Genomic DNA, 25,432 nt, shown 5'->3' with positions numbered 1-25,432 from the left:
ACTACACATCGACTCGGTTACTGTTGTCAAGACCCTCGTGAGGATGGCGAGGGATAATCGGAGGAGAATGATGGCCCGTGTCAGGTGACGGAACTATAGGCAAAGCATGTGATGTGCTGGATCACGTGGCATCGTTCGAGCGCCCCGTTCGATTCGCTGAACTTTTGGAAAGCAGCGATTTTCCAAAGGCAACCCTGTATCGATTTCTGCAATCTCTGACCAACCAGGGAATGCTGTCATATGACCGCGACAGGCAGACCTATGCGCCCGGGATGCGGCTGGTTCGGTTGGCCCATGCGGCATGGACGCAAAGCTCATTGGCCCCGATAGCGCGGCCTTTTCTGGATGCCCTCAGCCAAGAAACCGGTGAGACCGTGCATCTGGCGCAGCTTGATTCCAGTCAGGTTCTTTACGTCGACAAACGCAACGCCGCACAACCAATCGAGATGTACTCTCAGGCTGGAAAAGTCGGCCCGGCCTATTGCACGGGGGTCGGCAAGGCGATGCTGGCATTCTTGGACGAAGATGCGTTGAGCAGGGCGGTGTCGCAACAAAGCTATCACCGCTTCACCGACAAAACGCTGACATCCGAAAAGATGTTGCGGGCTGATCTTGACAGAATTCGCAGCCGGGGATTTGCCATCGATGATGAAGAGCACGAGCCGGGCATCATTTGCATCGCCTGCCCAGTTCTGACGTCGAACGGTCGGATGCTTGGCGCGATATCGATAACCGGGTCCACCGAACGAATGGATTTCGATCAACTCGAAGCCTGGGTGCCGCGCTTGCGGCGTGTGGCCGAACAAATTGGAACCGAGGCACAAGCCTGGCGGTTTCCCGAAACAGGCCAAAGTTCCAAAAACGACAGGATGCTGATGACATGACAGGTGTAACTCTGAATCGGGCAATCAAACGGTACGGTCAGACTCAGGTCATTCATGGGATCGATCTGCAAATCGAAGATGGCGAGTTCTGCGTTTTTGTTGGGCCTTCAGGGTGCGGAAAATCCACGTTGTTGCGGATGATTGCAGGGCTGGAAGAAACCTCAGAAGGTGAGATTCACATTGGATCGCGCGAGGTGACACATATGGATCCAGCCAAGCGCGGCGTGGCGATGGTGTTTCAGACTTATGCGCTTTACCCGCACATGTCAGTGGCGGAAAACATGGGATTTGGCCTGCGCATGAACGGTGTCCCAAAAGCCGAGATCGACCAGAAGGTGCAGGAGGCTTCGAGCATTCTGAAGCTTGATCCCTATCTCAAGCGCAAACCCAAGGCCCTGTCCGGGGGGCAACGGCAAAGGGTTGCGATCGGGCGGGCCATTGTACGCGGGCCCGAGGTTTTTCTGTTCGACGAACCCCTGTCCAACCTGGACGCCGAATTGCGTGTCGAGATGCGCGTCGAAATCGCGCGTCTGCATCAGGAAATCGGTGCAACCATGATCTATGTGACCCATGATCAGGTCGAAGCCATGACGATGGCCGACAAGATTGTGGTGCTGCGTGATGGCCGGATCGAACAGGTCGGCGCCCCGATGGATCTGTACCGTGATCCCGACAACCGTTTTGTTGCTGGTTTCATCGGTTCGCCCGCGATGAACTTTCTTGATTGCGATTATGCCGACGGTCACGTCACCCATCCCGCTTTGGGCCAGCCATTGCCGGTTTCGGCAACTGTTCCTGCCGGAACGGACAAGGTGACGTTGGGGATGCGCCCTGAACATATTCACATCGACCGGTCTGCGGACACCTGCACTGTGGACCTGACCGAAGCGCTTGGGGGTGTTTCCTACTCGTATTTGCTGACGCCAAATGGTGACAAACTGATTGTGGAAGAGCGGGATGACCAGCGCAGCAGAACCGGCGACCGTATTGGCATATCCATTCAACCTGTCCGTGCCATGGTATTTGATCCCGAGACAGGGCAGAGATTTCGGTAATCTTCGCCTCAACCCGAAGAACTTCGTGGGATCAGCCGTGCAGCTTCATGGAAAACATGTGGCGTGACCAGAAGGGAAACGCCAAAGACAGGCGGGGAACGTTGAGCTGATAACATCAAAGGCTATCCACGCCCGGCCCGTGGCAAAACGCGCGGGCACAGATGATTGATTCCCAGCGCAACGTGATTTAAGGGAGGCCCTGTCAAAACAGAGTCACCCAGGGGCGGTATCGTGATCGCGCCCCTACCGCGCCACGCTGAAGTGGCTTCAACTCTTGGATCGCACGCCCCGAAAGGCTTAAAAAGGTAAAAGAATATGGCAGATAAATCGAACTTCGACATATTGTATACCATTGTAGACGAAGCGCCCGAACTGGCCAGCGCCTCGTTCCTGCCCATCATTCGCAAGTTCGCTTCGGCTGCTGGCGTCAGCGTGGGCACCAAGGACATTTCACTGGCCGGGCGCATTCTGGCAGCCTTCCCCGAAAACCTGACGGATGAGCAGCGTGTCTCGGACGATCTGGCGGCATTGGGTGAACTGGTAAAAACCCCGGACGCCAATGTGATCAAGCTGCCGAACATCTCGGCATCTGTTCCGCAACTGGTGGCCGCCATCGAAGAGTTGCAGTCGCAAGGCTATGATATCCCGGCCTATCCCGAAGAACCTTCGACCGACGTAGAAAAGGCGATCCGTGCGCGTTATGATGCCATCAAAGGATCGGCCGTGAACCCGGTTCTGCGTGAAGGTAACAGTGACCGCCGCGCGGCACGGGCTGTCAAAAACTATGCCCGCAACAACCCGCATTCCATGGGCGAATGGACCTCGGACAGCAAAACCAAAGTCACGTCCATGTCGGGCAACGATTTTTACGCCAACGAGAAGTCGGGCACCATCACCGCTGCCCAGGCAGGCGATGCAAGGATCGAGTTTGTCGGCAAAGACGGCAGTGTGACTGTCCTGAAGGACGCGTGGCCGCTGGAAGAAGGCACCGTGGCTGATGCGACCTTCATGTCGGTCAAAGCACTGTCATCCTTCCTTGCAGAGGCCATCGAGGACACCAAGAAAGACGGCACGATGTTCTCGTTGCACCTGAAAGCCACGATGATGAAGGTCTCGGACCCGATCATCTTTGGCTATGCGGTCAAGGCCTGGTTGGCGCCGGTTTTCGAAAAATTCGCTGCGGGTCTGGATGCGCTGGGTGTGAATCCGAACTCGGGTCTTGGCGATTTGCTTGAGCGGGTTCAAAACAATGCCGAGATCGTCGCCGCAATAAACGCGATCAAGGCTGATCGTCCATCCATGTATATGGTGGATAGTGACAAGGGCATCACTAACCTGCATGTTCCTTCCGACGTGATCATTGATGCTTCGATGCCAGCGGTGATCCGCGCGGGCGGCAAGGGTTGGGATGAGACCGGTGCCAAGGGTGATACAAATTGCGTCATCCCCGACCGGTGCTATGCAACTGTTTATGATGAAAGCATCAAGTTCTTCAAAGCCAACGGTGCATTGAATCCGGCCACTGCCGGTGCGGTCGCAAACGTTGGTCTTATGGCGCAGAAAGCCGAAGAATACGGCAGCCACCCGACCACCTTCGAGGCACCCGCCGACGGTACGATCCGCATCGTTCTGGCCAATGGCGAGACCCTGCATTCGCACAAGGTCGAAAAGGGCGACATCTGGCGGGCCTGCACCGTCAAGAAGGCGCCGATCGAGAACTGGATCCAGTTGGCGATGGACCGTCAGCGCCTGACCGGATCCGAGGCGATCTTTTGGCTGGACGCGAACCGCGCCCATGACGCAGAACTGATCAAATACATCGAACCGGCACTCGAGGCTGCGGGCGTGGCCGACAAGTTCCAGATCATGGCCCCGCGCGAGGCAACACGCCAGTCGCTGGAAACCATCACCGCCGGAAAGGACAGCATCGCCATCACCGGCAACGTGCTGCGTGACTATCTGACCGACCTGTTCCCGATCCTCGAACTGGGCACCTCGGCCAAGATGCTGTCGATCGTCAAGCTGATGAATGGCGGCGGCCTGTTCGAAACCGGGGCAGGGGGCTCGGCACCGAAACACGTGCAGCAACTGGTCGAGGAAAATCACCTGCGCTGGGATTCGATGGGTGAATTCTGCGCGCTTGGGGAATCCCTGAACTTCCTGGCCGACGCCAAAGGAAACGCGAAGGCAGGTGTTCTTGGCGCAGCGGCAGAGGCTGCAACTCAGGGCATTCTGGACAACAACCGGTCGCCAAGTCGAAAAGTCGGCGAACCGGACAACCGCGACAGCCACTACTGGTTCGCGCGCTACTGGGCCGAAGCCTTGGCTGCCCAATCTGACGATGCCGATCTGGCAGCTGAAATGGCACCACTTGCAAAAGAGCTCGCAGACAAAGAAGAGCAGATCTTGTCGGAACTGGCCGCAGCCCAAGGACCGGCGGTGGATTTGGGCGGATACTATCACACTGACCCGGCCAACACCGCCGCTGTGATGCGCCCCAGCGCTACGCTGAACGCAATCATCGGCTGATCACCTTCGAACAGGCGGACGAGTTTCGTCCGACATAAAAACACGGAGGGACCGCCTTTGCGCGGTCCTTTTCATGGAACGCGGGATTGCCGAAAGACCCGCCCCGAGCCTTGCGCCTGACGATCTGTAGCTTGCCGTGGTTGCGCCATTAAAACCAACCTTGTCAGGTTATATGAACGACTTGCGCAATGTGTGTCCGGGAGAAACCCGCGCATCACATCGGATTTCAGCGCTTGGCCGTCCACTCGCCGGGCACAAATATTGTTCGCTTTCCTGTGACTGCGAACAGCGCGATTAGCAAGGATCGAAACATCCTGATCCTTGGAAAAAATTCAAGATTTACGGGATTCCCCCAATAGCGCTGGATTTCAGTCCGCGTTAGGTATTTGGGGACAAAGAATTTCACTGGTGAGGCCTGAGGGCTATATCACTCACTCAGAAAAATGGCCAGCATTTGGGGTGCTGGCCATTTGCGTATTCGGTTCACTAAATTCTCGAACAAGCCAGCGTATTCAGGCGCTTACGCACGAACAGGCCGCCCATTTGCCTGGCAGGGAACTGGGGGGTGGTTTTAATCAGCCAAATCGCCGGGTTTCAGCCTCGACAAGCGATGGCTTGATTTGGTCAACGCCTGACGCAGCTACACCTTTGTGCTGCAAATATGACAGACGACGTGCTTCCCTCCGGGCAAGAGCCAGAGATTCCAGAATCAAAGCACAGACGATGGACAGCATTGTCGCAACAAAACCGGATACTGCGACGACAACAGACGGAATTCTATCAACAAGCCCCGTTTCCAAAAATTCCCGGAATACGGACACAAACACAAAGAGCGAAGGCAAGAAAATCATCACGGCCAAAGACAGGAAAAACGCAACGGGCTTTTCATCCTTGATCAACAAGCCGATCATTTTGAGAATTCGCCACCCGTCGGAAAAAGTTGCCAGCTTGGAGTTCGAATCTGGCAGGCGTGACGAGTATCTTGTTTGAACCTCACCGATTGGCATGCGCATCTGCATTGCATGAACTGTCAGCTCTGTTTCAATCTCGAACCCGTTTGATACCGCTGGGAAGCTTTTGACAAAGCGCCTGCTGAAAACGCGGTAACCCGAAAGCAGGTCGTTGATTTTGCTGTTGAAGAAGAATTTCACAAGCCAACTGAACAGCGCGTTGCCAAATTTGTGACCGCGCCGATAGGCTTCGGTTTCTTCATTCACCCGGGCGCCATTGACCATATCCAGGTTCTGCGAAACGAGCAGGTCGATCAATTCCGGCGCCGCCGTGCTGTCATAGGTCGCATCCCCGTCAGCCATAACGTAGACATCCGCATCAACGTCGGCAAACATTCGACGGACCACATTGCCTTTGCCCTGGTAAGTTTCGGAATAGACCAGGGCGCCTGCCTCAAGCGCGACCTTGACCGAGTCGTCGGTGGAATTGTTGTCATATACGTAGATCGTCGCGTCGGGCAGAGCCGCGCGGAATTGCCGAACGGTTTCGCCTATGGCGACAGCCTCGTTGTAGCAGGGCAAGATCACTGCAACGTCCAAATCCGATCTGGTCGCGGACGACGGTGAGTTTTTCTGAATATCGAAGGCGCCCTGTATCATATGCAAATCACGCTCTTTCATTGGCATCAATTGAATGATGATCGTGCTTGGGGTTAGAAGGTGCTGCGCATTTGAGGCTGTTATGAAGCAGATAAGAGGCCAAAATTTGTCATTCTGAAAAACCTCGTGTTTGACGCTGACAAAAAAGGGGCCGATCGAAGAACCGGCCCCATAGTTTCAGCTGAACCGAGGGATCAGTTCGAAGCTGCCATCAGTTTTTCATTGTGCTCGCGCAGTGTGTCAGAGACGATCGCATACCATTCCCCGGTTTCGCGCATCTCGTTCAGGCCTTTGTTCAGCATCGCCAGGTATTGCTTGCCGAACGGATTGCTGCGGTGGCTGATAAAGCGCAGCGAAGACAGCGAGGTGACGTATGGGTTCTCAACCAGGTCGTTCTGGTTCAGTCCCATTTCAACCATTGTGTCTGAAAACAGCTGAACTTCAAAGGTTGCAACATCTGCGGTGCCGGTCAGGACCGCGTCAAGGCATTCACGTGCGGTGATCGGCTGCATCAGCGTCATGGTTTCACCGTTGTGCAGACCTTCCTGTTCCAGGTCATGGATGAACCAGCCATCCATACGGCAGATGGTGGCGCCCTTCAGCTCTTCAAAGGTTGTTGCATTGGCAAACGGGCTTTCCGGAATGGTGTAGAAACCGACGACAATGTCGTAGACCGGAACAGATGAATCGAACTGTGTGCAGCGCACCTCGGTTTCCCAGGACCATTCGTAGGTGCGGTTGGTGCAATCAGGCATGTTCCACGCCATGGACACGTCAAAGGCGCCAAGAGGCAGAAGAGTTTCCAGGTGCGAGTTCCAATCATCCACGAAGCTTACGGAATAGTCGCGCGCGTTTCCGCCACGCTGCAAAGCCGTGGTGCCCAAACGGGTGATTGCTCCGCCGCCGTTCAGCGATTCATCGGCGAAAGGTGCCCAGCCATTGCCGGTCACCAGCTTGATCGGCGGCTGGTAGACGCTCGAACGTTTGACGCTGGCCGCACGTTGTTCTTCAGCTGCGATGATTTCCTGCGCGCTCTGACCATTGGGCAGGCTGCCGTCTTCACAGGGAAGGGCCAGAACCAGACCTGGCTCCAGAGCGTTGGGGTTCGTAATTTCGTTCCGGTTCGCGTTGAAGATCGGCTGATAGTTCGACGTGCCGTAGGCTGCGATTGCAATGGTCGCCATGGTGTCGCCGTCTTGGACGGTATAATTGGTACAAGCTTCCTGCGCCGCAGCGGCACCTGCGCTCAGAGCGGTAATAGCAGTTGCTGAAAGCGCTACCTTTTTCATCTTCTCGTTAAACATGTCCACTTCCTCCAGACTTTAGTTTGTCAGGCCAGATCGGGGCCTTATCCATTTTCCATTTGATGACGCAGGGCGGTTGACACGATGTCGCGCCATTCGCCGGATTGCTGCATGATTGCCAGACCCTGATTCAGCGTCTCAAGTATCGCTTCCCCATCAGGATTATCTTTGTGGGTCATAACGTTAAGCGACTTGATGGCCGCAAGGTTGGGGTTTTCGATAATTCGGTGCTTGTACCCAAGCCGTTCTATTGCCTCGGCTGCCAGATGTGCCTCGATGGCGACGATATCTGCGGTGCCTTCCATCAGAGCGTGAAAGCAATCATCCGGTGACGTTGGGCGCAGAAGTTTGATGACCGGCTCGTACAGGCTTACCGCGTCCATGTGTGACAGGGACCAACCCTCCGGCCGGCAGATCGTTGCACCGGCAAAGTCGGCATAGGTCAATGTCTCCTCATAGCCGGAACCTTCCCGTGCGAAGAACGTATCCACGACCTCGTAGAACGGGTTTGAGAAATTGTAGGTCTCGCACCGATTGCGATCAGCTTCCGACAGTGCAACGGCCTCTTCGCAATTGGGGCGCGACCAGGGGAAGGTGGCGTCAAATGCGAGTGTCGGCATCAACAAGTCCAGATGCGAAGACCAGTCATTCACGAACTGAATCTTGTAGGCCTGTTCAGGAGCGGCACGAAACATCGCTGTCTCAACCAGATGGGTATAGAGCCCCCGATTGGGCAGAGATTCATCGGTGAACGGAGCGTAGTTACCGCCAGTGATCAACAGCAATTGACGGTCCCGGATTTCGGGCCGTTCACCTGTTCCGGCATTCCGGATCAAAGCAGCAGCTTCGGCACGGGCGGCTTCGATCTCTTCCTTGGCAGCAGCGCGTGCTGCAACGACCGCCTCTTCACTCGCGTTCTTTGCCTCGGCTTCCGCTGCGGCAACGCGGGCTTCCGCTTCGGCCACGGCTTTCTCGGCGCGTTCTTCTGCGGCTTTTACCAGCTCTGCCGCCATTTCGGCGGCCAGCCGCTCTGCCTCGGTGTCAGCCGGCGCCGGAGCACGCCCGACATCTTCCAGACAGGGCAGTTCCAGAACGTCGCCGACGCGGATGATATTGGGGTTGGAACCGATAACATCCCGGTTCGCGTCGAAAATGATGCGAAAGTCTTCGGTCGCATACACTTCGATTGCCAATTCCCGTAAGCTATCGCCGCGTTGAATTTCATAGCTTGAACACGCCTCTTGCGCAGATGCCGCGCCCGTGGCGGCAGCAAGGGCAAGGCTTGATATGAGTAAGTGCTTTTTCATGGGTCCTGTTGCTTTGCCTGTTTAGGTTCTTGTAAGTTTCGCCACTGCGATAGAAAGATTGTCCTGATCCGGGTCACCCTTGGCCTGCACGGCCCTCAGCAATGCTTCGGCAATGTCTTGTGCCAGCCCCTGTTGGTGATCCCGCAGAATGTCCTGAATTTCGGCGTCGCTGATGTACTGCAACCCATCACTTCCAAGGATCAGGACATCGGCAGGCGACACGATCAATGGATCTTCCGGACAATCCACTTTGGGAATGGCCCCGCCCGTAACCACGGACGTCAATTGATTGCGGTCCATTTCCCGGGCTTCCGCTTCTGTGATCTCGCCCGAAGCCACTTTCGACGCAATCACGGGTGCCATCGAGTGGTCTTCGTTGACCTGCTTCAACGCTCCGTCCCGAAACAGGTAAAGAGGGCTGTCGCCGATCGAAATCCAGAACACACGCCGCCCCAGAAGAAGGACACCCAACATGGTCGATCCCATGTTGAAGCCATGACCCCTGGCCTCGGTATAATTGGCGATCGCGGCATTGGCTTGCATGGCCGCCAACGGAAGCGCATCTATCGCGGATCCTTCGTTGAGGGTTTCTGCCTCAAGCTCCGCGTCCAGCGCGTCGCGCCATGCGGCCACTACCATTTCCGAAGCTATTTCACCCGCCTCATGGCCACCCATGCCGTCTGCAATCACAACATAACCCGCGTCCGACGCGTCAAACATGCGGGCCGCAATCGCGTCTTCCTGCGTTTCCCGCTGACCCTGGTTCAGGATCAGCGCAACATCATATGCCGGAGTTGCCAGCATCAATCAGGAATCCCGCCAATCAAAGCCGTCGTCGCAGAAGGCCATGAACCGGATCGAGGTTTCGCTGATGCGGATCAGGTCTCCGCTGGACAGGGCCACGGTGCTGAGAACGGGTTTGCCGTTCAGACGTACAAGATTGGCCTTGCCGCCATGGCCCAGATAGCACTTCCGGTCTTCGGGGTCATAGGCGATGACTGCATGGTTCGAGCGCGAAATGCCGGTATCGCCGAAATCCAACTGAATGGCCTGGTCATCGTTGCGCCCGATTTGCATCAGGCCTTCGGTCAGCGTAATGCTTGAACCTCGTCCCGGACCGGCTGTTACAACCAGCCAGCCCACCGGGAATGTCTCTTGCGCTGCTTCTGCTTTTGCTACGGGTTCGGAGGATTCGATCAGGTCCTGAACATGCGTGTCGGCGCGCTCAAATCCCAGAAATGTCGTCTTGACCCGTGAACGGCGATCCTCGACCGGGGCAGGGGCTGGTTCAACCTGCTCAATCACCGGCTCAACCGTGTCTTCGACTTGCTTCGCTTCCGCAACCGCAGCTTCCGCGACCTCAACCTCGACGACTTGCGGCTCGTTGGGTTCCGACACCACCTGGGCCGTTGCTTCCTCTGGCGGTGTTTCAGCGGGTGTTTCCGTCACATGCAGGGTGACAACCTGCTCGACCTCAACCGGTTCTTCGACAAGCTCTTCCGCCAGAGCGTTTTTCAGAGCGTCGCTATCTTCCAGGTTGTCGTCTTCTTCCGAACTGTCCTCGGCAAAGATCGACTCCTCGGGTTCGGTCACTGCCTCCGCTTCGGCCTCGTCGAACTCGGGCATCTTTTCTTCGGGGATAAGCTCATCCGTTTCCTCATAGGATTCGGATGTCATGTTTCCACCGGCCAATGCGGCGCGCAAAGCGTTGAAATCCGCAATGGGTTCCTGCTTTGCTTCTTCGCTTGCTGCGCCATCCACCGCGGTCGTGTTCTCGGCAGCGTCTTCTTCTTTGGATTTGCCGGCACCTTCGAGAAGCCGGCTCAGAGGGCTTTTGTATTTGAACATGGTGTCGACACCTTCAAGTTGGTGACGCAGACGATCCGCGTCGTAAGCTGTTATTTTTCCTGCACGTCAGCGCAGGGCCACTCAATCGATACCCATGGGAACTGGTACATTCTGCGGCGGGCCGGTTCCCGCCAGGGTGGCAAACCTGGATGCCACCCTCAGCAAACACACACTGGCAGATCACTTTCGAACCGGTCAGATTACTCCTGTGCAAGCTGCATGATGGCGGCCGTCTCAGCCCCATTGCGCAACACTGTCAGTTTTGCTTCAGGCTGCTCGCTTGAAACGAGTGTGGCCAGCATCTCATCAAGGCTTTCCGAGCCGTCAAATGTAATGCCGGAATGGCTTTCATTCAGAAGGACATCGTTTTTTTGCAGGCTTCCTGCCGCGTCAGCCGGAACTGCGTTCACCGTCGTTTGCCATCCGCTATTGCTATCGGCGCTAACGGTAAAGGTGTAACCATTTTCCAATCCAACGGATCGTATGGCGGGAAGGGCCAACAGACCATTTTGCGCCCGGGTCTGACCCAGCGGGCGATAGCGGGCAGCAACCCTTGTATACCCATCGGCATCAACCTTCAGGTTATCCAGAACCTGCGCTGCAAATGGAACATCCTGACGGACCGGGCTGCCATTCAGGGTATAGATGACAGCACCACGCTGCACCCATTCGCCGATCACGCTCATGTCCTGATTGGCGTCCACCCCCGTAACTGCAATCGTGGCTCCGGTCGAGCCGCGGCGGCGGGATGTCTGGAAGGGGATATCGACATCCCAATGCGCAAACGCCACCTGCCGTTCCGCCGGAACACCGGCATCGGCAATGGCGTCAGTCGCAGGTGTCTCGATCTCAGACACTGCTGCAATATCAGACGCTTCTTCCGACTGTGCCGGAACCTCGGAAAGTTCAGTGTCTGCGGAGGCTGTTTCTGTGGCAGCTGGCTCCGCAGGTACTGGTTGTGCCTGCTCGACAGGCTCTTCCGGTTTGGGTTCGGGTGCAACGGCCACTTCGGTTTCGGGATCGGTGGCCTCTGTGACAGAAGGATCGGAAACGGGCGACTCTGCCTCAGCGGATTGTATGTCTGCCGTGGGCTGCGCGACCGGTGTTTCTGTCTGTTCTTCTGTCTTGTCGCCGGACATGACAAAGAAACCACCCGCGGCCAAAGCAACTGCAACAACAGCCGCGCCTGCAATCAGCTTGCCACTGCCGCCGGACCCGCTCTGAACCACTGTATCGACAGCGACCGGGGTTTCCTCTTTCTTTGCGATTTTGGACAGATCGCCATCTTTTTTGTCTTCGTTGCCAAGAACGATGTCCGAGTTTCCGGCCAGCAGGGCTGTAACTACGGCTTCGGCGTTTTCGCTTTCGGCCTTGATCCGGGCCTTTTCTTCTTCTTTGTCCTTGCGATCCATGCCGACAATTACAGACACGGGCCGATAGGCGAATGTGTCAAACATGACACCGGGGCCGCGGAACATGCGCAACCAATCCAAAGCAGATTGAAGACGATCCGTGGCGTGAACTTCCATCGCCTTGTCAATCGCCTCGAGGAACCCGTCTGGGTATCCTTCGAAACGACCGGTCAGCGGTGTGTAGGGGTCATCCTGCCCGTTGTTGAACGCGTTCAGGCGGCTCTGGCCGTCGATGGGGCGTTCACCGCTGATCGCGTGATAGAGCGTGGCGGCCAGAACATAAAGGTCGCTGCTGGGCCCTTGATCCGCGCCCCGGACATAGAATTCGTGCGGAGAGTATCCATCCTTGATGACGCGCAGGGTCAACAATGCTGCCGACTTGTTCGCCGCTTGCTCACGTGCGGCGCCAAAATCGATCAGGACGGGGTCTCCGTTTTCATCAATCAGAATGTTGTCCGGCGAAATGTCCCGATGCAACATGCCGCTCTGGTGAATGAAAGATACCGCGGACAGCATTTTTTCGGTGACCTGAACGATGAAATCAGGGCCGCCGTCATTTTCCGGGTTTTCCACGTAATCCAGCAGGTCGCACCCACGGATCAGGTCCATTGCGATATATGCGGTGTCATTGTCTTCGAACACCTGGTGCACATCTACGATATTGGGATGTACCAGACGCGCATGATTGCGCGCCTCCTGAATAAAGAGGTCAATGATCGCGCGTAGGTCGTCCTTGAAGGACGGGTCATTTGGTTCGACCAGATCACCGTTGCGGCGGCATAGCGCTCCGGGGAAGCACTCTTTGATCACGACATCGCGCTCCAGGCTGTCGCGCGCCAGGTAAGTGATTCCAAATCCGCCGTTGCTGAGATAGCGGAGGATTTCATACTGCCCGCGCAACAGCTTTGCGCCTGGCTGCAATCCTTCAATTTTCGGTTCGTCGTGCGTCGCGCCGACAGCCTGGTTGTGGCTCATTTCAATCCGCCCGTTCTATTCATTTTGCGGCTTAGAAAAAACCGGGCCTACAGCCCACGAACTCACAACCAAAAACAACCGCAGGACACTTGAGAACGGTTAGACGTTTCAAATTTGACTTTATTGGGGCCGCCTGATGGCTTCACTATGGATCGTTTTTCACATAATGGCATATGTTGTGTCTAAATGTCTCAAATAGGCAATATATAGACATTGTGTATGGGCTGATTGAAAACTTAAACCCGAAATCAAGCGTGTTGGTCCACGAATTCGAAACAATAAAGGGCCGATTCCTCGGCCCTTCGAATCGCTGCAATGCAGCTCAATCTGGACGGGAAGGCGTCAGGTTCCGGTTTTCGGCTGCGCCTCGGCGACTGTGCTGCCAGCCCAGGCAAGGTTGTCACCCAGCTGCGCCAGAATGCTGATTGCGTCCTTCAATGGTGCGTCCCCGCTTTCGAATTGCAGCAACAAAAGCAAATCTGTCGCCTTTTCAAATTCTGCGGGAATCCAATCAGCTTCGGGGTCGATTTCGCCACCTTGTTCCAGCCGTTCCGCAAAATCTTCGACGATCTCCTGACAGCTGTTCAGAAACGCGGCCGGTTCGATGTCAGAGGTTTCACGTAGATCTTCATAGATGCTTGCTATTGCGGCCAGCCAGTCCTCGAGAATGGGGTTGTTCAACGGGGGCAGGGCAGACCCAAGCGTTGATTGCATCGATGTGGTGTCATTCGAAACAGCCTCTGGCACTGCGCCCTTCAACGCCTCAAGATAGGGGAGGAAGTCCTGCTGCAAATCCTTCCGCGCGGCCTCGAGATCGCCGCGGCGCCGTTCGGATGCCGCTTCCAGCACGTGTTCCGCAAGGTTCTGTCCGCCGCAGGTTTCCCAAAGCGCAAAGTCGGGCTCGGGCTCTTGCGCCATGGCACGTACCGCAACCGGCGTACCAATTGGGACAACGGCGCGGAACATTCCTTCTTTTTCCTTGTTCAGACGCGCAAGGACGCGGTCCAGGGCACCCTGCACCGGGGGCAGATCAGCATGTGTTACGGCCAGCAGGCTGTTGGCCCGCAATTCGGGGGGTACCTGAGACCACAGGTGGCGCTCGGTCTCGCGCCAGGCATTGGTTCCATTTGTGCACCAGATGGCACAATCGACGAATTTCAGCAGATCCAAAGTCGGCTTGTAGGTATCATCCAGAGCACCCGAGCCCGGAAGATCAAACAGCGATATTTCCTTGAGAGCCGGAGTATTGATACCGACCGATATGAAATCGGGCTCTTCCTCGGCCGCTTTTTCCAGCACTATACCGGAATATGTCTTTGGTTCCCTGTTCCACCAACCGACAGTCGTTTCAGGCGCATCCGCGTATGCGACGATCACCAGCGGCAATTTCAGATGCTGCGGGCCGGTTGGCAGTATGTCCGCGCCAGCCAGCATGTTCGCCAGACTTGACTTGCCTGCGCCGAATTCCCCGGCGAAACCGATATTGACCGCGTTTGACAGACGTTCAGCGTGGTTCAGAGCCCGCGCACGCATATCCTCCAACGCCTCGTCAGGCGTCAGGTTTTCAGTTGCGGTCAGGAAGCGCTCCAGTTGGCGTACTTCCTTTTCAGTTCCGGGAAATTCAATCATTCCGCAGCCTCTGCTTGTCTTTCATCCGCATCGGGTGTTCCAAAAACCGTCTCCAGCTCGGCTGCAATGCGACGCGCTTTGTCGAATGCACCTTGCGCTTCCGCCTGGGCGTTCAGTTCTCCTGAGTTGGAACGGTGCTCAAGATGACCGGCCAGAAGGGCCATATAGTGGTCCAGAACCGTATTCAGCCGTTCCAACAGATCGTCGCGGGTCGTGTCGATCAGGTCATCCCCGATCAGCTCAAATTCCTTCACGATCAGCCGTTCTGCACGCGCCACAACGCTATTGCGCGAGATCAGACGCGACAACCAGTTTACACGCAATTCAACGGTAATGCCACGGGTCAGAGCGGTGGTGTCCGGCCGGAACCAACGTACTGCACTGGTGTTCATGCGATTGTCGACCGGCTCTTGCCATCCCGGCAATGCCCGCAAGGCGGCATTGCAATGCATGTCGATCGCGTAAAGCTCGCTGAGCATGCGCTGCCGAACAACTTGCGATGCCCCCTGTACCAGTTCACGCATACGCTCGCGCAATGGCGTAAAATTGAGCTCGGTCTCTCCACCTTTTGCCAGCAAAGGCGACTGGCCGTCCGGCCCGCGCACAACGATAGCCACCGATTCAGAAACAGTGTCATCCATGACCCCACGCAGATTCGACAGGACATCATCCATGTCACGCGTGATTTCCTGCGTTTTTTCAGCAATCAGCTTGCGCAGGTCGCCAAGTGTCTTGTCACTTTCATCGGCATTTCGGACATCCAGGCCGTCTTCATCTTGCAGCGCCCGCAAACGAACCTGAGAGCGCTCAAGCTCACCGCGTGCGAAGCTGTCGAGATGTTGCCAGGCCATCCGCAACTGTTCGTTGATCGGTCCGTCCGTCAAAGCCTGAGTAACATGACGGCGCAGATCGGGCAGGCCGGACGCGATCATTGCGGCAAAGCGCAGAACCGCTTCGCGGCTGATCGGTCCCGGGCCTTGTTTGATCTCGGCCACACCGTTTAGATATTGCTGCATCTGTTCCGGGTGGGCGCGCAGCCACGCCAGAACGTGGTCGTGGTTCACTCCGGTTTCATCACCGGTCAGAGCATAGTGCGCCCATTGCGCGCTGCCCATCAGGACATCGATGTTCGAGTTGCCGAGCGCCTTTTCCAGCCCCTCCATTACATCCAGACGAACCTTGGCCGCGTCTTCGGCCCCGCCGCCCAGTTCATCCACACGGTTGATGAAGACGACAATCTGCCCAAGTTCCAGTGCTTGCATCAACCGGAACAGTTTCAGATCCGCGCGCGACAACGCCTGATGCGCGGACAGAACCACCACAAAGAAATCGGATTCCTTTAGATACTGTCGTGAAATTTCTTCACGGATCAGCAGGGGGTCATTCACACCGGGCGTGTCGGTGACCGTCAGCGGAAACGGAAAATGGCCCAAGTCAAAATAGACCTCGGCCTTGCGGGTGATGTCGCTGTAAAGCCCGCGATCACTGCCCGGATCCAAAGCCCCGTCCTCGGACGGATCATCCCCGGCACAGACATATCTGGCCAGGTCATCTGACGTCAGTTCGTCCAGATCGTGCTGTTGGCCCAACAGCTGTTCATAGCTGTCACCCAGACGCCGGCGCGCCCGGACCTTCATGGCCTCGACCTGTTCCTCGATCATCTCGCGCTTATAGCTGTCCTCGTCATCGGGAAACATGTTGCGCAGTTCTTCACCTTCGGCGATCAGTGATTGCCATTGGTAATTGTCGAAGAAGTGGAATTCGGCACCTTGGGTCCTGCCGGAAGGGTGCCCGAAATGCATGTCGGTTATAACTGTTGTCCAGGGGTTTACATCCGAAGGCAAATACTCTGCCTGACCGGTGAAGCCATTGATCAGACGCGATTTTCCAGCCTTGATTTGCCCGACAAACGCAATTGACGGTTTCAGATTGCTAAGATCACCAATGATGCGCGAAATGAATTGGCGCGTTTCATCATTGCTTGCCCCGTTCATTTCCTCTGCTATGCGAATAAGTTCGCGGCGATGTGTTTCACTCATTACTCATTACCCTGATTACAATAAAAAACAGATTGAAGTAGTCGAAAATTTGAATTCAACGGAGGCAATCATTTCTCGGCCTCCTGCAAAGAGGTCCACAGGTTGACGACTGCCCCCAGTTTGCGGGCTTCGTGGATGGCGACCGCGATCTGACCTTGGTCACTCAAGACGGCCAGACCGGCCCCTTTCCCGCCCGACGGCCGCATGACAATCAGTTGCGGGTCTTCACTCTCATGCTGAGAGTCGCCATCCCAGCCGGCAAGATCAGCCACAAAACGGGCCAGCTTGTCCTGGTCGGGATACATCGGTTCAGATGGCTTGCACACGCCTTCCAAAAGAGGTCCGGCTTTGTCCGAACTGTCCACGAACACACGACCCGAGGCGAAGCGACTCGACGCTTCAAAAAAACGTTGGGGAAGTGTTTCCGCTACACCGGCAGTTGCCTCGGCGGGTGGAAGGTCATCAACAGGTTTCTCAGCACTCGGGACGACGGAAACAATCTGCTCGGACGGAAGCTCGATGGCGGCGCAAGCTTTATCGATTTCACTGAAGGTGATACCCACGTCATCCACTTCAAGCGCAGTGTCCGGTCTGCCCGACGTCAGCTCAAGCGGAGCAGGCGAAGCGGAGATGCCGGAGACCAATCCAGCCAGTTTCTCGATCAGTTCGGCGCGTGATTCCGTTTCAAAGTCCGGAACCTCACCTGCCGGAACCTTGAAAACATCCGTGATCCGGGAGCTGTTCACCTCGATTGCCAGACAATCCCCGTTTGCGGCGATAAATTCCAACCGGCGCGGCAATACTGTGCCGCGGATTGCCCGCAATACCGCAGACCGGCGCGCGGCCGCTGTTTCCCCTGCGATCCGCACGGTCGGAGACAGCCGTGCGACCGAGGTCCGCCTGATATCTTCAAGCAGGTCGAGAATGTCCGTGTCCATCATGCCGTGACCCCCTCTGGTCCCGTTCAAACCGCAGCCGCGACCGGCCCCAGACTGAGATGTGATTTGGTAAGCGCCAGTCCGACATTCGCACTGTTGCGACAGATATAGCAGACCACATGATCAGGATATTCCTTGGTCCGCAAAAAGATGTTCAGCTTGTCCTTGGAAAAAACGGCGACTTCCCCGAAGCCAGCGTTTTCTTCGTCCGCACTGCCAGCCTGACGCAAGAGCGCTTCAAACGCTGCAACCCCTTGCCCCTGAAACAGATTGGCCACAGCCACCGCCAAAATATCCAACGAATCCGCGCAGTCGGAATCTGAAACAGAGCTGCCCAAAAGCATCCCTGTCTCCATGTCGATATACCCGGCTGCTATACAGTCGGGTATCGTTTCCATGGCAGAGTTCAGTGCGGTTTGAATAGACATTTAAGCCGTTGTTTTCATTTATGAGTTTCTCATTACTTCGATTCGGACACCCTTACAACACATGCCATTCAGCGCTGCTGTTTTCTTTGGCTTTCGGAATGGTTCGAAGTGCATCTTTGGTCTGCTTTTCGTTGTGTTCAATGGCGATCTGATCAAATTCGGCCAGAAAAGCCATGAATACGTTCTTCAGCCCTTCTGCATCCTGCGGCAGGTCTTCATTTCTTGAAACCTCCTGCCACATATCTGACGCGCTGAGAGGTGATCCAACCGCAACTTCGGGCAGGCCACCCAGCGTGGCAAGGCTTCTTTCAACTGCATCAACCTGTTCGGTGGTGGCAGCTTCAATCAAACCGCTGGTTTCGGGTTCCGGCTCGTATTCATCTGCATTGTTGCCGGTTTGCGCGGCCATCAATGCTGTAATCGAGGATACAGAAACTTCTATGCCGCGATCTTCCGCCAAATCGTCTTGGTTGGGTTCCTCTTCGTCCATATCGGGCACGATCGGGTTCTCTTGCATCGAAGTGTTCAGCGAAGCAAGCACATCATCGGAATTGTCAACAGCCGCAAGAGGCGCGGGGCTGATTTCAGCATCATCCAATGCGCCCGGGTCGTCATCCAATGCGTCGTCCAGATCGGCGTCAACGGACAAATCGAATTCGTCTTCGTTATCCTCAAGGCCCGCGACATTCGCCAATTCCAGCGGGTCGTTCGAGGTGTCCTTGAAAAAGGAACGCAGATCATCACTTGTGTCGGGTTCAACGGGCAGCGGTACCGGTTCTGACGTCATCTCTGCGCGCAGCCGTTCAGCCTCTTCCGCATCGATCCGAACCCGCTCGGCCTCATCAGAGCGCCGCTCGACCCGGGCAGGCCGTACCGGAAAGCTGGTTACAACTGTAGCGCCTTCAGTGTTCGACTGCCCGGCGTCCTCCAGCGGGTTCACCAACCGCAAGGGTGTGGCTTCGTCTTTGGCTTTCGGCTCGTTCGATGAACGGGCAGGGCGCAAAGGTTTGACTTTGGGTGCGTCGGCCTGGCTCTTGTCGATCTGGTATCGAGCCAGCTGATCGGCGCGGTTGTCCATAATCTGTTCCGTGATCTCCAGAAAGCTGTCGATCATCTTGCCTCCGCCGCTGCGCGACCACATCTCGGCATCGCCTGTCTTGTCCCGGGCCGTGATCGCGTCGCGGGCCGAGAACAGAATGGACCGATTGAACAGATGTCCCGCCTCGCGGTTAACGCGGCGCAGTACTTTTTGACGGTCTTTGAGGCTCAGGGCATCTGCCCGCGTCACCAAAAGTAAAGAGTTGTTTTGCAACCTTTCGGGCAAGGAAACCCATGTCGCGCGTTCGGTTTCGCGCCAGGCTTGTGTCGCGTGGGTACACCACAACACGCCGTTGGCCTGACCCACCGCGCGTTGCCATACATCCGTCGAGATCTTGGGATCCGAAATGCCGGGGGTGTCGATCAGGTCGACAGCTTCCAGAATATCGGCCTCAAGAAAGATGCGGATGAACTGTGCGTCATTAACGCCAACGGTTTCAAGCTGATCCAGTTCGATCAGTTCGATACTTCCATCGTGACGTTTGATATAGGGCGCTTGATTGCCCCAGCTAAACCAGACTGGCGGCAACTGGGTTGCTGTCACTTGCGTCGGCAAGGTCTGCGTTCGCAGCAAAAAGTTCATCAACGTGGATTTGCCGGCGCTGAACTCGCCCATCAGGGCGAAAACCGGCTTGCGGCGGGACCACTGCTCGATGCGTTCCCATGCCTTCGGAGAAACAAAGCGTGTTTGTGTATCTTTTGCCATTTTTCTACTTATGCCGCTTCGTTGCTTAGATCTTTCAGTATGTCACCCAGAATCTCGTCCTTGGATTTCTGTGGCTGCAAGCCCGCCATCGCCGCCGCGGTCTGACCCGGGTTCTTGTCGGCGGAAGACGAGATGCTCAGCAGGGTTTCCTTCTGCTCACGCAGGAAATCCGTTAGGATCGCACGGACGTTTTCCAGCACCGCTGCAATCTGGTTTTCCTCGATATCCTTGGTGATCGAATTTGCCTCGGACGCGATCAGCCGCGTGTAATCCGCCGCATATGCTTCAAACCCCTTTCGGCGTTGCCACCAACGTCGCCACCACGTGCTTTGCAAGTCCAGTGCGATCGTCCGGCCGATACCCAGAGGTGGCGGAACACGGGGAACAATGGGCGCTTCGATGCTGAATTCGCCCAGATGGTTGCCAAGTATCTTATGATAAAGCGCCTCTACATCCGCAGTTGCGGTTGCGTACAACGCCCCGGCATCCTTTCGCATGGCGCGGGCAAAACTGAAATAGGCAGCTTTTTGCAACGTCCGCAAACCCGCTGGATCGTATTGCCATGTGCCTTGTTCGCCATTTTTTTCAAGATGCGCGATCAGAGAGTCCGTTGCGCGTTTGACGAAATTGTCCTCGGCTGACTTCAGACGCTCCAACACCTTGTCGCGCAGCGCATTTGTCAACTCGGCGGCTTTCTTTTCGTATTCGGCCGACACCGTGTTTATCGCCTCTTCGGGCGATACGCCGTCAAGATCCCGTGCAACGCCTTCACCTTCGGACAGATTCCTGGCAACCGCAGTCGCGCGGATCTGACTGGCAATATTTCGCGCCCGATGGCGGACGCGGTCCATCAGTCGCGCTCCGGCACCTTCTGCAATGCGCTCATTCATGGCCAGCAGCAGATCGGGCAGACCGGACAGCGCCCAGATTTTATCGAGCGAGGCCGCCTGATCACCGAAACCGGCGGCCAGGTAGAACGTATTCAAAGCCTGGCGCGACTCGTCTGTCAGAATATCCGGGTTCCCGGTCAACGCCGCTTCGGCCCACAGCGCACTGCCAAAAACGACGCTGGTATTTGTGTCGATATTGTTCTGTTTCAGCGTGTCCTGAATGCGGTCACGGATCTCTGGCACCTGGTTCACAGGATCGGACAGCTCGTCGATCCGGTTGACGAACAGGATGATCTGCCGGTTCTCGAACTGCGCGATAATGCGCATCAGGGCCATGTCCATTGTCGTCAGGGCCTGGCTTGCCGCCAACACCACAACGCAGACTTCGGATCCGCGCAGGCTGCGCAGAGTGATTTGTTCGCGCACCATGAACGTATCGTTCACACCCGGCGTGTCGCACAGTTTCAGCGCGATGGGGTATTGCGGAATGTCCATATACAGCTCGGCTGATTTGGTAACATCAGCAAACCGGCCCGTTTTGGGATCAATATCGGGATCATCTTCATCGCCCAGACAGACATAGCGCTGAATCAGTTCTTCATCGAAATGATCATACTGATGGCTTTGCCCCAGGATCAGGTCGAAATGTTTGCCAAGACGTTCCTCTGACTTGGCCTTCATCTCACCGATCTGGCGGCGGATGTCTTCCATCTCGTCATCTGCACCGGCGCGATTGGCCAATTCGCCAAGACGACCGCCGCCGACCATCAGGTTGTCCCATTCTTCCTGCTCGAAAAACGTGAACTTGGCCTTTGTATCACCGGGCGGGCGCGTGTTGATGTTCAGGGTCGTAACCACCGACGTCCACGGATTGACGTCTGACGGAAGCAGGGCAGGGCGCCCGGCAAGAATATTTACGATCGAGGATTTTCCGGCCTTGACCTGACCCACCATCGTGACGCTGGCAGTAAAATTCTCCATCCGGGTCTTGAGGGTCGCCAGCCGCGCCGAGGAGCGCGCATCAGCCACCTCAGTCAGTTGATCAATCTGAGCCGTCAGTGAAGCCATGGTCGCCGTCATAGGTGCCAGTGCTTCGTTGCCCACAGACAATAGGTGATCGTTGCGCGCCATACTTAACCTCCGGTTCCCGTTGCGGCAATTTGGGGTTCGTGCGCAACACGCCCCGCCGGAACGCTTGTCAGAGTGTCGATCCGCGCGATCAGGTCCAATGCATTGCCCAGAATTTCGGCTTCGGCCCGAGGTGTAATGGTCTCGTACGATTTGGAATCGGCCAGAACTTCGATCGAGCTGAAGCGGTCGCCGTTCTCGAGGCACGCAACGCGGCGCCCGGTCGGGAAACCTTCGGATTTTGCGGCGGGCAACGGCATGCGTGCGTTCGCAAGCAGGTAATGTTCACCGGAATGCGTTCGAAGCGAAATGCCAAAGCCTGTATTCGGATGGTCGCGATTCAGAGTCTTGAGCTCACCAAGGAAACTCTCACGAGCGAAGAAGACGGCTTCTTGCTCGGCGGCAGCGGAGGGATTCAAATCGGTCACAGCAGAAAGCCTTGTATTGGAGTTGAGCAAAAAAACTCGTACCGGCGCCAAAGTGGCAAAAAGACTCATTAACTCCTGATAAACAACAAGTACCTTCAAGGCGGTGTTATTTTGGCGCGAATAAGATTTTTTAGCGGTTGAATTGTGGCGGCAATGTGGTCGATCTCTCATAAGAATGCCTCAACCGACGCGAGTATTCCAAAGCGGCAGATCAGACCGAGAAAAATCCGGCAAGCTTGTATACATGCATAGTGGGCGCAGTCAATTGGGGCAGAGGTGACGTCTTTTCAGGTGCATTCGAATGATTTGAAGGTTGAAACACATTGGCTTCTTACTTTCTATTAAAAACAAACACTTATGTTTTTTTGCTTTTCTGAGAACACCGAACCTTGAGGATGGAATCAAATGCCAAGGCAGATCCAGCAACACAGTCTGCGACAGCTTTCAGGATCAGACTGCACCAAATCTGGTCCGTTTCGCTTTGATTCTCGACCACGTTTGGCGGCACAAATTCCGGCCTGTAGTTCTGGCATTTATTCAACGTTAGCGCGTTTTTGATCGGCTTGATTGTGCCGGGCGTCAACCAGTGACCCAAAAGCGGAAAAAGCAACGTCATATAGCTGCTTGCAAACCGGTTGCAGGTGGGATTTCAGACGCCTCTGGTTTCGCGACCGTTGCGTTGCTTGCGGTAGCGGCACGGTCGAAGACAGCTTGCAGTTTTCAACCAGGCAGCCTGGCAAGTCACAAACTTTGTATTCCTCGAATTTTCCCTCTCGCACTCCGATGCAAGCTTTGTTATTGACCGCTTCATTCCAGCGCAAACGCGCTTGGTTGCGGGTGTGGCGAAATTGGTAGACGCACCAGATTTAGGTTCTGGCGCCGCAAGGCGTGGGGGTTCAAGTCCCTCCACCCGCACCATATGAATTTACCATAATCATCATTATACGAATAGCGCGTGCAGCCAGGGCACATTCTAAACTGGCTTGCGACAAATCCCCTATCTTGCTGAAAAGCAAGGAGAACGGAAATTGGCACACACAGAACTGGATCTGCACGAGCGGCGCGCCATTGAGAATATGTTGAACGCAAAGATACCCGTCAGCAAGATTGCGGTGGAGATCGGCAGGCATCGATCCACGGTTTATCGAGAGATCAACCGGAACCGTTTCGAAGACTCCGAGTTGTCGCATCTGAGTGGCTACTATGGCGTCAAAGCACAACGAACAGCGCAGTCCAGACGCGCTCGGCGGCGCAAGCTGATCCGCTTGGAGAACCTGCGCGCACATGTCATCGACCGTTTGATTGCAGGTTGGACAGCAGAACAGATCGCGGGCCGCCTCGGTTACAACGATCAGCCTGTCCGGGTCAGCCACGAGACGATCTACGCCTATGTCTACAGCGCTGAAGGCCAATCCGAACAACTGGCGCGGCACTTGCCGAGCAGACGTAAGAAACGCCGACCGCGTTATGGCAGACGCCCCAGAGGCCAGGTTTTTCCGCCGGATCGGTCCATTCACCAGCGCCCGGAATGCATAAAAACACGCGAAGAATTCGGCGATTGGGAAGGCAATCTGATGATTTTCGAGCGCCATACAGGTAATACGAACGTCGCATCACTGGTCGAGCGGAAGACCCGGTTTGCCGTGCTATTTCGCAACAACGACCGCAGTTCGACGCACTTCATGAACAGACAGATGGATGTGAAGGAACCCCTGCCCCAACCAGCACGACGCTCGATTACATTTGACCGGGGTTTTGAATTCCGGGAATGGCGCAGACTCAAATCCGGCATTGGAACAGAGAGCTGGTTTTGCGATCCTCAAGCGCCCTGGCAAAAGGGATCGGTCGAGAACCTGAACAAGCGTGCGCGCCGATACCTTCCTCGCGACACGCTCGTGGCGGCGCTCTCAAATCGCAAAATGACGGCGATTCGCGACCGCTTGAACGGAACCCCCAGAAAATGCCTGGGTTGGAAGACACCCGCCGAGGCATTCAGAGATGAACTCATGAAACTGAGATAGCGGAAACCGTCGCAACGACCCTTGAGTCACCATGTCTTCGGATGTCGGAGTACGTAAATATTGGGATCGAAATATTGAATCTCACCCCCATTGAATTCAACGCCTCAAGATTTTTGCCTTTTTTGAATGTTTCGACGGTCCAAGTGCTTAAAGCCTACGTCAAGCGGAAAGCCAGCGAGCCTCTTCGCGACCGGGAAACCGACGCAGAGTGTCTTACTTGAGCATAGTTGATCGGTAGAATCCCCTGCCCCGGAACTCTGGGCGCGAAGGTGATCGAATTCACAAGCAACTGAAAGTTTGCAGACTCAATAATGCCCCTGAAGTAAACAAAAAGACTATCTGTCTTGCCTGGTCTTGGCTTGGCCTGCAATGTTGCTGGGCAACTCTCCAACCGAAAAAGGAGCACCTATGTCTCGACCTTCAGAACGCAGAGACTTTGCCACCGAAGTCTGCAAGCAGGCTGGGGTAATGGCCAAAAAGTTCTTTGCAGATCGGGCCAATCTTGTCGTCGATCAAAAAGGCGCTCAGGATTGGGTCAGCGAGGCGGACAGGAGCGTCGAGACCTTCATTCGTCAAAAGATCTCGGAGGCTTGGCCCAAAGATGGCATTTACGGTGAAGAACATTGCGCGGTAGCGGGAGAGAGTGGCTTTGACTGGGTTATTGACCCAATTGATGGAACCACGAATTTCGTGAACGGTATTCCGGCATGGACCATTGTTCTGGCTGGTGTCACCAACGGCCAAACGGAGATTGGCGTGATCCATGATCCAAACGTGGATGAAACTTTTGTCGCAACGCGCGGAGAAACAGCAACACTTAACGGATCACCGATACGCGTCGCTTCAGGAGTGCCCATGTGCGACGGAACTGTGGCCGTAGGATACTCGAACCGGATTGAAAGCCGTAATGTTTTACCAGTGATCGAGGATCTGATCGAGCACGGGGCAATGTTTCACAGAAACGCCAGCGGAGCGCTTTCGTTGGCTTACGTCGCTGCCGGGCGCCTTCTGGGCTATGTCGAGGAGCACATGAATGCTTGGGATTGCCTGGCTGGGCAATTGCTGGTCGCAGAAGCGGGTGGCGTTGTCGAGGATCAGAACGCCGATGCGATGATCCGAAACGGCGGGCGCGTGATCGCAGGCACGCCAGATGTGTTCGAGACATTGCGCGAGATCGCAGAGAACGCATGGAACGTTTGACGT

The 25,432-nt window shown here is 55.7% G+C and carries 18 protein-coding genes and 1 tRNA gene; 6 read left to right on the top strand and 13 right to left on the bottom strand.

Features of this window, described 5'->3' with window-relative positions; translation table 11 throughout:
* Window positions 1–77 precede the first annotated feature (77 nt).
* The 3 genes from AC2FNN_RS05375 (at window position 78) to AC2FNN_RS05365 (ending at window position 4,468) form a co-directional block, all read left to right on the top strand.
* Window positions 78–884, top strand: coding sequence for an IclR family transcriptional regulator (locus AC2FNN_RS05375; protein WP_496757109.1), 807 nt, complete (start codon window positions 78–80; stop codon window positions 882–884).
* Window positions 881–1,939 carry an ABC transporter ATP-binding protein gene (locus AC2FNN_RS05370; protein WP_496757107.1) on the top strand — a complete coding sequence of 353 codons (1,059 nt, stop codon included), beginning with the start codon at window positions 881–883 and terminating at the stop codon, window positions 1,937–1,939. Before AC2FNN_RS05375 ends, AC2FNN_RS05370 begins: the two co-directional genes overlap by 4 nt.
* Window positions 1,940–2,254: 315 nt before the next feature.
* The gene (locus AC2FNN_RS05365) at window positions 2,255–4,468 is read left to right on the top strand and encodes an NADP-dependent isocitrate dehydrogenase (protein WP_496757106.1); all 2,214 of its coding nucleotides are present in this window, start codon (window positions 2,255–2,257) and stop codon (window positions 4,466–4,468) included.
* Between the two features lie 575 nt (window positions 4,469–5,043).
* Here the strand turns inward: AC2FNN_RS05365 and AC2FNN_RS05360 are convergent.
* The 13 genes from AC2FNN_RS05360 to AC2FNN_RS05300 all read right to left on the bottom strand — a co-directional run bounded on the left by AC2FNN_RS05360 (window position 5,044) and on the right by AC2FNN_RS05300 (window position 22,379).
* A complete protein-coding gene (locus tag AC2FNN_RS05360; RefSeq protein ID WP_496757132.1) occupies window positions 5,044–6,078 on the bottom strand; it encodes a glycosyltransferase family 2 protein in 1,035 nt (344 codons plus the stop codon).
* A gap of 194 nt (window positions 6,079–6,272) precedes the next feature.
* Window positions 6,273–7,382 (bottom strand): LysM peptidoglycan-binding domain-containing protein, encoded by a 1,110-nt coding sequence (locus AC2FNN_RS05355; protein WP_496757105.1) that lies wholly within the window; start codon window positions 7,380–7,382, stop codon window positions 6,273–6,275.
* A 44-nt stretch (window positions 7,383–7,426) separates the two neighbouring features.
* Window positions 7,427–8,689, bottom strand: coding sequence for a substrate-binding periplasmic protein (locus AC2FNN_RS05350; RefSeq protein ID WP_496757103.1), 1,263 nt, complete (start codon window positions 8,687–8,689; stop codon window positions 7,427–7,429).
* Between the two features lie 21 nt (window positions 8,690–8,710).
* The gene (locus AC2FNN_RS05345; RefSeq protein WP_496757102.1) at window positions 8,711–9,493 is read right to left on the bottom strand and encodes a PP2C family protein-serine/threonine phosphatase; all 783 of its coding nucleotides are present in this window, start codon (window positions 9,491–9,493) and stop codon (window positions 8,711–8,713) included.
* Between the two features lie 3 nt (window positions 9,494–9,496).
* Window positions 9,497–10,537: an FHA domain-containing protein gene (locus tag AC2FNN_RS05340; protein WP_496757100.1), complete on the bottom strand. Its 1,041-nt coding sequence runs from the start codon at window positions 10,535–10,537 to the stop codon at window positions 9,497–9,499.
* Between the two features lie 200 nt (window positions 10,538–10,737).
* Window positions 10,738–12,924, bottom strand: a complete 2,187-nt coding sequence (locus AC2FNN_RS05335) for a serine/threonine protein kinase (protein ID WP_496757099.1) — start codon at window positions 12,922–12,924, stop codon at window positions 10,738–10,740.
* A 342-nt stretch (window positions 12,925–13,266) separates the two neighbouring features.
* Entirely contained in the window at window positions 13,267–14,553 is a 1,287-nt protein-coding gene (locus tag AC2FNN_RS05330) for a dynamin family protein (protein ID WP_496757098.1), read from the bottom strand.
* Window positions 14,550–16,592 (bottom strand): dynamin family protein, encoded by a 2,043-nt coding sequence (locus tag AC2FNN_RS05325; protein ID WP_496757096.1) that lies wholly within the window; start codon window positions 16,590–16,592, stop codon window positions 14,550–14,552. The genes AC2FNN_RS05330 and AC2FNN_RS05325 overlap by 4 nt, the downstream gene beginning before the upstream one ends.
* A gap of 68 nt (window positions 16,593–16,660) precedes the next feature.
* The gene (locus AC2FNN_RS05320; protein ID WP_496757095.1) at window positions 16,661–17,533 is read right to left on the bottom strand and encodes a hypothetical protein; all 873 of its coding nucleotides are present in this window, start codon (window positions 17,531–17,533) and stop codon (window positions 16,661–16,663) included.
* A gap of 23 nt (window positions 17,534–17,556) precedes the next feature.
* The gene (locus tag AC2FNN_RS05315; RefSeq protein ID WP_496757093.1) at window positions 17,557–17,958 is read right to left on the bottom strand and encodes a hypothetical protein; all 402 of its coding nucleotides are present in this window, start codon (window positions 17,956–17,958) and stop codon (window positions 17,557–17,559) included.
* 52 nt (window positions 17,959–18,010) lie between these two features.
* Window positions 18,011–19,762, bottom strand: coding sequence for a dynamin family protein (locus tag AC2FNN_RS05310; protein ID WP_496757092.1), 1,752 nt, complete (start codon window positions 19,760–19,762; stop codon window positions 18,011–18,013).
* Between the two features lie 8 nt (window positions 19,763–19,770).
* Window positions 19,771–21,783 carry a dynamin family protein gene (locus tag AC2FNN_RS05305; protein WP_496757091.1) on the bottom strand — a complete coding sequence of 671 codons (2,013 nt, stop codon included), beginning with the start codon at window positions 21,781–21,783 and terminating at the stop codon, window positions 19,771–19,773.
* 2 nt (window positions 21,784–21,785) lie between these two features.
* On the bottom strand, window positions 21,786–22,379 hold the full coding sequence (locus tag AC2FNN_RS05300) for a hypothetical protein (RefSeq protein ID WP_496757089.1): 594 nt from the start codon (window positions 22,377–22,379) through the stop codon (window positions 21,786–21,788).
* A gap of 662 nt (window positions 22,380–23,041) precedes the next feature.
* Between AC2FNN_RS05300 and AC2FNN_RS05295 the strand changes: the two genes are divergently transcribed.
* The 3 genes from AC2FNN_RS05295 to AC2FNN_RS05285 all read left to right on the top strand — a co-directional run bounded on the left by AC2FNN_RS05295 (window position 23,042) and on the right by AC2FNN_RS05285 (window position 25,429).
* Window positions 23,042–23,126: transfer RNA gene (locus AC2FNN_RS05295), tRNA-Leu, on the top strand.
* A gap of 110 nt (window positions 23,127–23,236) precedes the next feature.
* Window positions 23,237–24,229, top strand: coding sequence for an IS30 family transposase (locus AC2FNN_RS05290; RefSeq protein ID WP_496757087.1), 993 nt, complete (start codon window positions 23,237–23,239; stop codon window positions 24,227–24,229).
* Between the two features lie 408 nt (window positions 24,230–24,637).
* Complete coding sequence (locus AC2FNN_RS05285; protein WP_496757085.1) at window positions 24,638–25,429, top strand: inositol monophosphatase family protein; 792 nt, start codon at window positions 24,638–24,640, stop codon at window positions 25,427–25,429.
* The last annotated feature ends 3 nt before the right edge of the window (window positions 25,430–25,432 follow it).

Source organism: Ruegeria sp. BHSA118, from assembly GCF_059613405.1.
This window is presented reverse-complemented; position numbering and strand designations above follow the sequence as displayed.